Raw genomic sequence first — 9,775 nt, 5'->3', positions numbered from 1 at the left:
GCCGGAGAACGTCACCGGGCTCGGGGCTCGTCGCGACGGATCATCCGCTGATCAGGGCCGTCGTGCCGATCGCCGATCGCGACGAGATCCTGTTCGTCGGCAGTGTGTCGTTGGCGGCGCAGCCCTGGCTCGCCGACCACACCATCCACGGCACCACCCTCTTCCCCGGCACCGGCCTGCTCGAACTCGCCCTCCACGCCGCCCTGCACACCGGCACCAACACCGTCGACGAACTCACCCTCCACACCCCCTCACCCTCACACCCACCGACACCCACCACCTCCAACTCACCCTCACACCCCCCGACACCACCGGCCACCGCACCCTCACCATCCACACCCGCCCCACCACACCACCCCGACCACCCCTGGACCCACCACGCCACCGGCACCATCCCCCCACCCCAAAACCACCAACCCACACCCAACCCCGACCCCGCCCCCACCCCCTGGCCACCACCCCACACCCACCCCATCGACCTCACCCACCACTACAACACCCTCACCACCCACGGCCTCGACTACGGCCCCACCTTCCAAAACCTCACCGCCGCCTGGCACGACGACACCACCCTCTACGCCACCCTCACCCTCCCCGACACCCTCCCCGACACCCACCGCTACACCATCCACCCCGCCCTCCTCGACGCCGCCCTCCACACCCTCACCCTCACCACCCCCACCCACACCGCCAACCCCAACCCCACCACCCCCAACCTCCCCTTCACCTTCACCACCACCCAAACCCACACCACCGCCACCCCCACCGCCCACGCCACCATCACCCCCACCACCCCCACCACCGCCACCATCCACCTCACCGACCCCACCGGAACCCCCCTCACCACCATCCACACCCTCACCACCCGCCCCGCCACCAAAAACCACATCGACACCGCCAGCAGCGGGACCGCGAACGCGTTGTTCCGGATGGAGTGGCGTGGCCTGCCGGCCGCGCCCGTGCCGGTGGCCGTCGCCGGCCAGCGCTGGACGGTGCTGGGCCTGCCGCCTGCCGGCCTGGGCGTGGAGACGACGACGGCGAGCGGGCTCGACGCGGTCGAGGATGTGCCGGACGTACTGCTGCTGCGGCTCGCGGGCTCGTCCGACGCCGACGTCGCGCGGTCCGTCCACACCGCGACGCGCGACGTGCTGGCGCTGGTTCAGGAGTGGCTGGCTCAGGAGCGTTTCCAGGACGGGCGGCTGGTGGTCGCCACGTCGGGCGCGGTCGCCGTCGGCGCGACCGACGACGTCACCGACCTGCCGCACGCGGCCGTCTGGGGTCTGCTGCGGTCGGCCCAGACCGAGCACCCGGACCGGTTGGTGCTGGTCGACGTCGACGGCGCCGCCTCCTCCTGGGCCGCGTTGCCGGACGTACTGGCCTCCGGGGAGCCGCAGGCGGCCGTGCGGGCTGGTGCGGTGCTGGTGCCGCGACTGGCCAGGGCCGGGGCGCCGAGCGCGGCCGCGAGCGCGGGTGCGGCCCGGTTCGGTGAGGGCACCGTGCTCGTCACGGGAGCGACCGGCGCTCTGGGCGCGCAGTTCGTCCGGCACCTGGTCACCGCCCACGGGGTCCGTCGCCTGCTGCTGGTCAGCCGCCGCGGCCCACACGCCCCCGGCGCCGCCGAGCTCACCGCCGAACTCACCGCCGCCGGCGCCCACGTCGACGTCGCCGCCTGCGACACCGCCGACCGCGCGGCCCTGGACGCGGCGCTCGCCGCCGTCCCCGACCATCGACCGGTCACCGCCGTGGTGCACATCGCCGGCGTCCTGGACGACGCGACCTTCGAGGCACTGACCCCGGATCAGCTCGACACGGTGCTGCGGCCCAAGGCCGACGCCGCCTGGCACCTGCACCAGGCCACCGCCCACCTCGACCTCAAGGCCTTCGTCCTCTTCTCGTCGGTCCAAGGCCAGGTGGGCGGCGCCGGACAGGCCAACTACGCGGCGGGCAACGCGTTCCTCGACGCCCTCGCCACCCACCGCCACGCACACGCCCTACCCGCCACCTCCCTCGCCTGGGGCCCCTGGGCCGACACCGGCATGGCCGCCCAACTCACCACCACCAACCAAACCCGCCTCACCAACACCGGCATGACCCCCCTCCCCCCACACCAAGGCCTCACCCTCTTCGACACCGCCCTCACCCTCGACACGGCTTCGCTGACCCCCGTCATCTACGACGCCTCCGTCCTGCGCGCCCGTGGCGCCGAGCTGCCCCACCTGCTGCGAGGACTGGTTCGTGGCCCGGCCCAGCGCGCCCGCGCCGCGGCCGCCGCGCAGCCGGAGCAGTCCCTCGCGCAGCGGCTGGTCGGGCTGTCCGCGACGGAGCGGGCGAAGGCGGTTCTCGACGTGGTGCGCACCCAGGTGGCCGCCGCCCTCGACTACGAATCCGCCGATGGCGTCGCCGCCGACAAGGGTTTCAAGGACCTGGGGCTGGACTCGCTGACCGCCGTCGAGCTGCGCAACCGGCTCGGCAAGGCCACCGGCCTGCGGCTGCCGGCCACCCTCGTCTTCAACTTCCCCACGCCCGCCGAGCTCGCCGGGCGCCTGGTCGCCGAGCTGTTCCCCGACGAGGCCGAGCAGGAGACCGGGCTCGAGGTGGCCGCGGCCGCGGTGGACGAGGAACCGGAAGGCGTCGACCCGGACCTCATCGACGCCATGGATGTCGAGGACCTGATCCGCATGGCGCGTGAAGGCGCCGATTCCTGAACCACCGGCAGGAGCCCTCGCGGTCACGGCGCGGTCGGGCCGTCGCGCCGCGTCCGCCAGGCCCGAACCAGCCCGGTATCCGGATCCCCCAGAAAGATCACGGAGCAGATGTCAGACGAGCAGAAGCTCAGGGAGTACCTCAAGCGCGCGACGGTCGAGCTGCACGATGCGCGCGGTCGCCTGGAGAAGGCCGAGGCGGCTCGCTCCGAGCCGATCGCGATCATCGGCATGGCCTGCCGCTTTCCGGGCGGTGTCCGGTCGCCGGAGGACCTGTGGGACTTCCTGCTGGCCGGCGCGGACGCGATCACCGACTTCCCCGCCGACCGGGGCTGGGCGGTGCCCGATCCGTTCATCGACCCCCTCGGGCGGCCCGGCGCGCGCGCCGTCCGCACGGGCGGGTTCCTGCCGGACGTGGCCGAGTTCGACGCGGAGTTCTTCGGGATCTCGCCACGCGAAGCACTGGCGATGGACCCACAGCAACGCCTGCTCCTCGAGACCTCCTGGGAAGCGCTCGAACGCGCCGGAATCGACCCGAAAGCACTACGCGGCACCGACACCGGTGTCTTCGCCGGCCGCGTCACCGAGGACTACGCCCTCGTGGTCGCCGATCCCAGCAGCGAGATCGAGCCCTACCGGCTGACCGGCCTCGCCGGCAGCGTGCTGTCCGGCCGGGTGTCCTACTTTCTCGGACTGGAGGGCCCGGCGGTCACCGTGGACACCGCCTGCTCGACCTCCCTGGTGGCGCTGCACCTGGCGCTCGGGGCGCTGCGCCGCCGGGAGTGCTCCCTGGCGCTGGTCGGCGGCGCGACGGTGCTGGCCACGCCCGACGCCTTCACCGACCTCGGGCGGCGCGGCGTGCTGAGCCCGGACGGTCGGGTCAGGCCGTTCGCCGCCGGGGCCGACGGAACCGCGCTCGCGGAGGGCGTGGGTGTCATCGCGATCCAGCTGCTGTCCGAGGCCCGCCGCGACGGGCACCCCGTGCTGGCCGTGGTGCGCGGTTCGGCGGTCAACCAGGATGGCGGCCCCGACGGGTCGGCCGCCCGGGCGCGCCGGCTCGTCGTCGAACAGGCCCTGGCCGACGCCAGGCTGACCGCCGCGGAGGTGGACGCGGTCGAGGCGCACGGCGACAGCACCGTGTCCGGCGATCTGGCCGAGGCCACCGCGCTGGCGGCGGCGTACGGCCAGGGTCGGCCGGGCGACCGGGCGCTGCTCGTCGGAACGGTGAAGTCCCGGCTCGGCCACACTCTGGCCGCGGCCGGCCTCGCCGGCGTCATCCACACGGTGACGGCCCTGCGTCACGGCGAACTTCCGCCCACCCTGCACGACGCCGATCCGCCGTCGCCGTGGATCGACTGGGACGGCGGTCCGCTCGCCCCGCTGACCCGCCGCACGCCCTGGCCGAGCACCGGCCGGCCGCGCCGGGCGGGGGTGTCCGCCTTCGGAATCACCGGAACCAACGCCCACGTCATCCTGGAACAGGCCCCGGCAGCCCCGGCAGCCCCGGACGAGCTGGACGAGTCGACCCCGGTCCGCGATCCGGAGCCCGAAGCCGCGTCGCCGCCGCCGCGGCCGGTCTCGCTTCCGCTGAGCCTGTCCGGGGCCGGCGGGCCGGCACTGCGGGCTCAGGCCGCCCGCCTGCGGGCCTTCCTGGCCGGCGACCCGTCCCCGGCCCCCGCGGACGTCGGGCTGTCGCTGGCGGTCACCCGCTCAGCCCTGGCTCACCGCGCGGTCGTCCTCGGCGCGGACCGGACCGAGCTGACCGCCGGCCTGGACGCGGTGGCGCGGGGTGAGCCGGGGCCGAACGCGGTCACCGGAGTCGCCCGGGAGCGGGGCAAGACCGTGTTCGTGTTCCCCGGCCAGGGCACCCAATGGCCTGGCATGGCGCTGGGCCTGCTCGACACCAACCCCGTCTTCGCCCAACACCTGCGCGACTGTGCCGCGGTGATCGAACAGTACGTGCCCTGGAAGGTCGAGGCCGTGCTGCGCGCCGCTCCCGACGCCCCGCCCATCACCCGCATCGACGTCCTGCAACCCGTCATCCTCGCCCTGAACATCGCCCTGGCGCGCCTCTGGCAGCACCACGGCATTCACCCCGACGCCGTCATCGGCCACTCCCAGGGCGAAGCCGCCGCCGCTCACATCTCCGGCGCCCTCACCCTCGACGACGCCGCCCGCGTCATCATCACCCGCTCCCGCCTGTTCGCCGACCACCTGGCCGGCCACGGCGCCGTCGCCTCCATCCAGCTGCCTGCCCACGACCTGACCCACCATCTCGACCAGCATCCCGACCAGCTGTGGATCGCCGGCGTCAACTCTCCCGCCGCCACCACCGTCGCCGGCGACCTCGAAGCACTCGACGCCCTCGTCGACGCCCTCACCGCCCGAGGCATCCGCGCCCGCGTCATCCCCGACACCGTCGCCTCCCACAGCCCACGCGTCCAGCCCCTGCGCGACCTGCTCCTGCGCGAGCTCGCCTTCCTGAAGCCCCGGCCCGCCGCCATCCCCCAGTACTCCACCACCCACCCCGACACCCTCCTGGCCGGAACCGAACTCACCGCCGACTACTGGTACGACAACTGCCGCAACCCCGTGAACTTCGCCCCCACCATCCACACCCTCCTCGACCAGGGCCACCACACCTACCTCGAGATCGGCACCCACCCCGTCCTCACGGCCGCCATCGAGCACACGGCCGAAACCCACCCCGCCGCGGCGGCCATCCTCACCCTCAACACCCTGCGCCGCGGCGACGGCGGCCCCGAACGCCTCAACACCGCCCTCGCCGAAGCCTGGACCAACGGCCTGCCCGTCGACTGGCGACCGGCCTTCGCCGGCACCGCCGCTCGCCGCGTCGACCTGCCCACCTACGCCTTCCGCCGGCGGCGTTACTGGTTCGAGCCCTCGTCCGCCGCCGTCCCACGGGTGGCGGACGGGAGCGCGCTCACCGCGCTGTGGGACGCGGTCGACGACGGGGACGAATCCGGCGCGGCGCAGGCGCTCCGCCTCCGCGGCGAATCCGGGACCGGTGCGCTGCGCGAGCTGCTGCCCGCGCTGACCGCGTGGCGCCGCGACCGACGGATCCGCGCCACGCTCGCCTCCTGGCACTACCGGACCGCTTGGCGCCCGCTGCCCGAACCCGACGCCGGGATGGTGGCGGGCGACTGGCTGCTCGTCGCCCCGGCGGCGGCTGGCCCGGCGGACACGGCGGACGTGGACGCGGTCGCGGCGGCGCTCATCCGCCACGGCGCCCGCGTTCCGCGGATCGACGTGGACCCGCACGATCCGGACGCGCAGCGGCTCGCCACCCGGCTCAAGGAAGCAGGCGCGGCGAAGGCCGCCGGCGTGGTGTCGCTCCTGGCCACGGCCGGGGATTCGCGCGACCCCGCGGCTGACGGCATGCCGGGCGCCGCGGTGGCCGGCACGGTGACGCTGCTGCGGGCGCTGGCCATCCTCGGTACCGAGGCCCGGTTGTGGTCGCTCACCCGCGGCGCGGTCTCCACCGGCCCGCGCGACCCGCTGCGCAGCCCGGCTCAGGCGCAGATCTGGGGGCTGGGCCAGACGGCGGCGCTGGAGAGCCCAGCGCTGTGGGGCGGCCTGATCGACCTTCCGGCGTGTCTGGACGCGCGGTCGGGCAGCCGGCTGGCCCTGCTGCTGGCGGCCGCTCGCCGTGCCGAGGGCGGGGAGCGCGAGCTCGCCGTGCGCGACACCGGGGCGTTCGCCCGCCGGCTGGTGCGCGCGGCGGCGGACTGGGCGGGGTCACCCGCCGATGGCCGCGGCGACCCGGGGAGGTCCAGGCCGGGTTGGTCGACGAGCGGCACGGCGCTGGTGACCGAGGGCCTGACGGCCACCGGCACGCACGTCGCCCGGTGGCTGGCCCGCGCCGGCGCGCGGCATCTGGTCCTGACCAGTGCCGGGCGCCCGGACCCGGACCGGGCCGCCGTGCTGGCGGCCGAGCTCGCCGCGCTGGGTGTCGGGTCGACGATCCTCGAAGCCGACCCGGCCGACCGAGAGGCGCTTCTGCGCGCTCTCGCCGCCGTGCCCGCGGACCTCCCGCTGACCACCGTCGTCCACACCGCCGACCCGCGCGGCGAGGGAGCGCTCGAGGACGTCACGCCAGCGCAGCTCGGCCAGGTGCTCGCGCCCAAGGCGGCCGCCGCCTGGCAGCTGCACAGCCTCACCCGCGACCGCGGCCTTTCCGCGTTCGTTCTGTTCTCCACCCTCGCCGGAACGCTCGGCAGCGCACTCGGCCTCGGCGGATACGGCGCCGCGGGCGCCTATCTGGACGCGCTCGCGACGTACCGCGCCGCCCAGGGGCTGCCCGCGTCGTCCGTGGCCTGGGGGGTGTGGTCCGACGCCGACGCCCCCGAGCGGGAAGAGGCCGACCGCGCCGCTCGGCTGGCCCGGCGCGGCATCCCGCCGCTCGACCCCGAGACGGCGCTGGCCGCGCTGGACGGCGTGCTGGCCCGTGGTGAGACCACGGCCCTGGTCGCCGACCTGCGCTGGCCGGACTATCTCGCCGCGCACGGCGCGGTCGCGCCCGGCGCGCTCCTCGCGGAGATCCCCGAGGTCGCGGCGGCCCGCCGCCCGACGACCGCGTCCGGCGTGCCGGATGGCCCAGCCGCCCCGGACACGTTCCTCGCCGGCCTGGCCGAACTCACCCCCGCCCGCCAGCGGGAGGCGCTGCTCGGTCTCGTCACCCGCGAGATCGCCGCCGTCCTGGGCCACCAGGCCACCACCGCGGTGGACCCCACGAGCCTGTTCATCGAGCTCGGGTTCGACTCCCTCACGTCGGTCGAGCTGCGCAACCGGCTCGCCGCCGCCACGGGGGCCCGGCTGACCGTTCGCGTCATCCTGGAACACGGCACCCCGGACGCCCTGACGGCCTGGCTGCGCGCCGACCTGTTCCCGGCCTCGGCGGCCGACCCCGCCGCCGGACCAGGCACCGGGACCGGCTCGCCCGCGCCCGAGCCGGTGCCCGCGCCGGAAACGTCCGTTGGCCCAGGTCTGATCGCCCCGCTGTTCCGGCGGGCCCGGGAAGCGGGCCGGACCGCCGAGTTCGTCCGGTTCCTGACCGGTCTGGCTGCCTACCGCCCGTCCTTCGGCGCGCCGCCCGAAGAGCACGACCTGCCGAGGGTGGTCCGGCTGGCGCGAGGCGCCGAAGGACGGCCGGCGCTGTTCTGCTTCCCGAGCCCGCTGGGCGGCGCCGCGCCCGAGCAGTTCACCCGGTTCGCCGAGCACTTCGACGGCGGCCACGACGTCTTCGCCTTCGCCCTGCCCGGCTTCCACGCCGGCGAGCGGGTGCCGCGGACGCTGGACGCGGTGGCCGAGGCCGCCGCGGCGGCGCTGGGCCGACAGGCCGAGCCAGGCGCGGCGGTCCTCGTCGGCCACGCCGCCGGCGGGCTGCTCGCGCACGCCGTCGCGGCCCGGCTGGAGGCGGCCGGCAGCCCGGCCGCCGGCCTCGTCCTGCTGGACACCGCGGCGGTGACCGCCGCCGAACTGGATTCCCCCGGCGCACCGCACCCGGACGGCGGACCCCTCGGGCAGCCGGAGGACGAAGCCTGGCTCACCGCCCTGGGCGCCTATGCCCCGCTGCTCACCGGGCCCGCGCCCGGGCCAGTGCGCACCCCCACCCTGCTGGTGCGCGCGGCGGGCGGCGCGGCCGGGCCGTCGTGGCCCGCCGCGCACCGCGTCGTCCGGGCGCCCGGTGACCGCCTCTCCCTGCTCGAGCAGCACGCCGAGGCCACCGCCCGGCTGGTCCGACCCTGGCTGGCCGCCCCCGCCCCGGTGGGCACCGCGACCGGTGAGACGAAGGAGCACCTCGCATGACCGAAAGCACCTCGCCCCCACCCGGCCGCGCCAACGGCAACGTCGTGGTCGTCGGCGCCGGGCCGTGCGGCCTGGCCGCGGCCTGCGAACTGCTGCAAAACGGGGTTTCCGTGCGGGTCCTGGAGGCCAGGAAGGACCGCGCCGTCGGCTCGCGTGCCGTGCAGCTGTGGCCCTCCGGCCTCGAGGTGCTACGGAGCATCGGAGTCCTGGACGAGGCGCAGCGCCGCGGCCTGCGCATCCACAGCAACGTCTACCACCTGCGCGACCGCCTCCTCACCGTGGTCCTGGGCGCGGCCCACGAGCCGTTGATGCTGCCCCAGGAACAGACGATGGAGCTGCTCGAAGGTGCCCTGGAGCGGTTGGGCGGTCGGGTGGAGCGCGGTGTGCGGGTCACCGCCGTCGAACCGACCGCCACCGGCGTGACCGCGAAGGCCGAGGGCCCCGGCGGCGTCACGGAGCTGGTCCACGCCGACTGGCTCATCGGCGCGGACGGCGTGCACAGCGTGGTGCGCGAACAGCTCGGCATCGACTTCCCCGGCAACCAGCTGCCGCTGGAGTTCCTGCTCGCCGAGGGGCGGATCGACGGCGACCTGCGTCCCGGCGTCATGCACTACCACCTCGGCCCCGCCGGCTCCGCCATCGTCGGCCCGATGCCCGGCGGCAGGGTCCGGGTCTCCGGCGTGCTGCCTCCTGGCTTTCCCCTCACCGCCGAGGCCGTGCAGGCCTTCCTGGACGAGCGCACCGGCGGCGATCTGCGTGTCATCGAGCTGGACACCCTCGCCACCTTCGCCACCGCCGAGCGGATCGCCGCCGTCATGCGCAGGGGGCCGGTGTTCCTGGTCGGCGACGCCGCCCACACCCACACCCCTGTCGGCGGCCAGGGGCTCAACCTCGGCCTGCAGGACGTGCACAACCTGGCCTGGAAGCTCGCCGGCGTCATCAACGGCCGGTACGCCCCCGTGATCCTGGACACCTACGAGCCGGAGCGCCTGCAGGCCGCCCGGCAGATCGTCGGCACCACGCACCGGCTGATCAAGATGTTCACCCTCGGCCCGATCGCCTCCCGAGCGCAGAACCTCTCCTGGAACCTGCTCGGCGCCACCGGGGTGCTGCGGCGCTGGTTCGTCCCGCTGCTCGCCGGCCACCGGGTCGGCTACCCGGATGCCCTGCTGCTCGCGCAGGACGGCGGCTCCGGGCGCTGGCCGCGCGCCGGGCGCCGGCTGCGCGCCGCGCTCCGGCCGGCC

At 75.3% G+C, this 9,775-nt stretch carries 3 protein-coding genes; all 3 read left to right on the top strand.

Translation table 11 applies throughout. From position 1 onward, the window contains the following. The coding region (locus tag FRCN3DRAFT_RS48875; RefSeq protein ID WP_198536222.1) for a type I polyketide synthase at positions 1–2,705 on the top strand (2,705 nt) is incomplete at its 5' end. Between the two features lie 108 nt (positions 2,706–2,813). Next, positions 2,814–8,531, top strand: coding sequence for a type I polyketide synthase (locus FRCN3DRAFT_RS48870; RefSeq protein ID WP_007520159.1), 5,718 nt, complete (start codon positions 2,814–2,816; stop codon positions 8,529–8,531). Then, positions 8,528–9,775: FAD-dependent monooxygenase (locus FRCN3DRAFT_RS48865; protein ID WP_007520158.1), on the top strand; the 1,248-nt coding region annotated here is incomplete at its 3' end. The genes FRCN3DRAFT_RS48870 and FRCN3DRAFT_RS48865, both read left to right, overlap by 4 nt.

This window comes from Pseudofrankia saprophytica, from assembly GCF_000235425.2.
GTDB classification, from domain to species: domain Bacteria; phylum Actinomycetota; class Actinomycetes; order Frankiales; family Frankiaceae; genus Pseudofrankia; species Pseudofrankia saprophytica.
Note: the sequence above shows the minus strand (reverse complement) of the source record. Positions and strands in the feature narration are given on the sequence as shown.

Bases quoted from the DNA above. Each gene is read 5' to 3' on its own strand.
- FRCN3DRAFT_RS48870 (WP_007520159.1), top strand. From the start codon at position 2,814: ATGTCAGACGAGCAGAAGCTCAGGGAGTACCTCAAGCGCGCGACGGTC.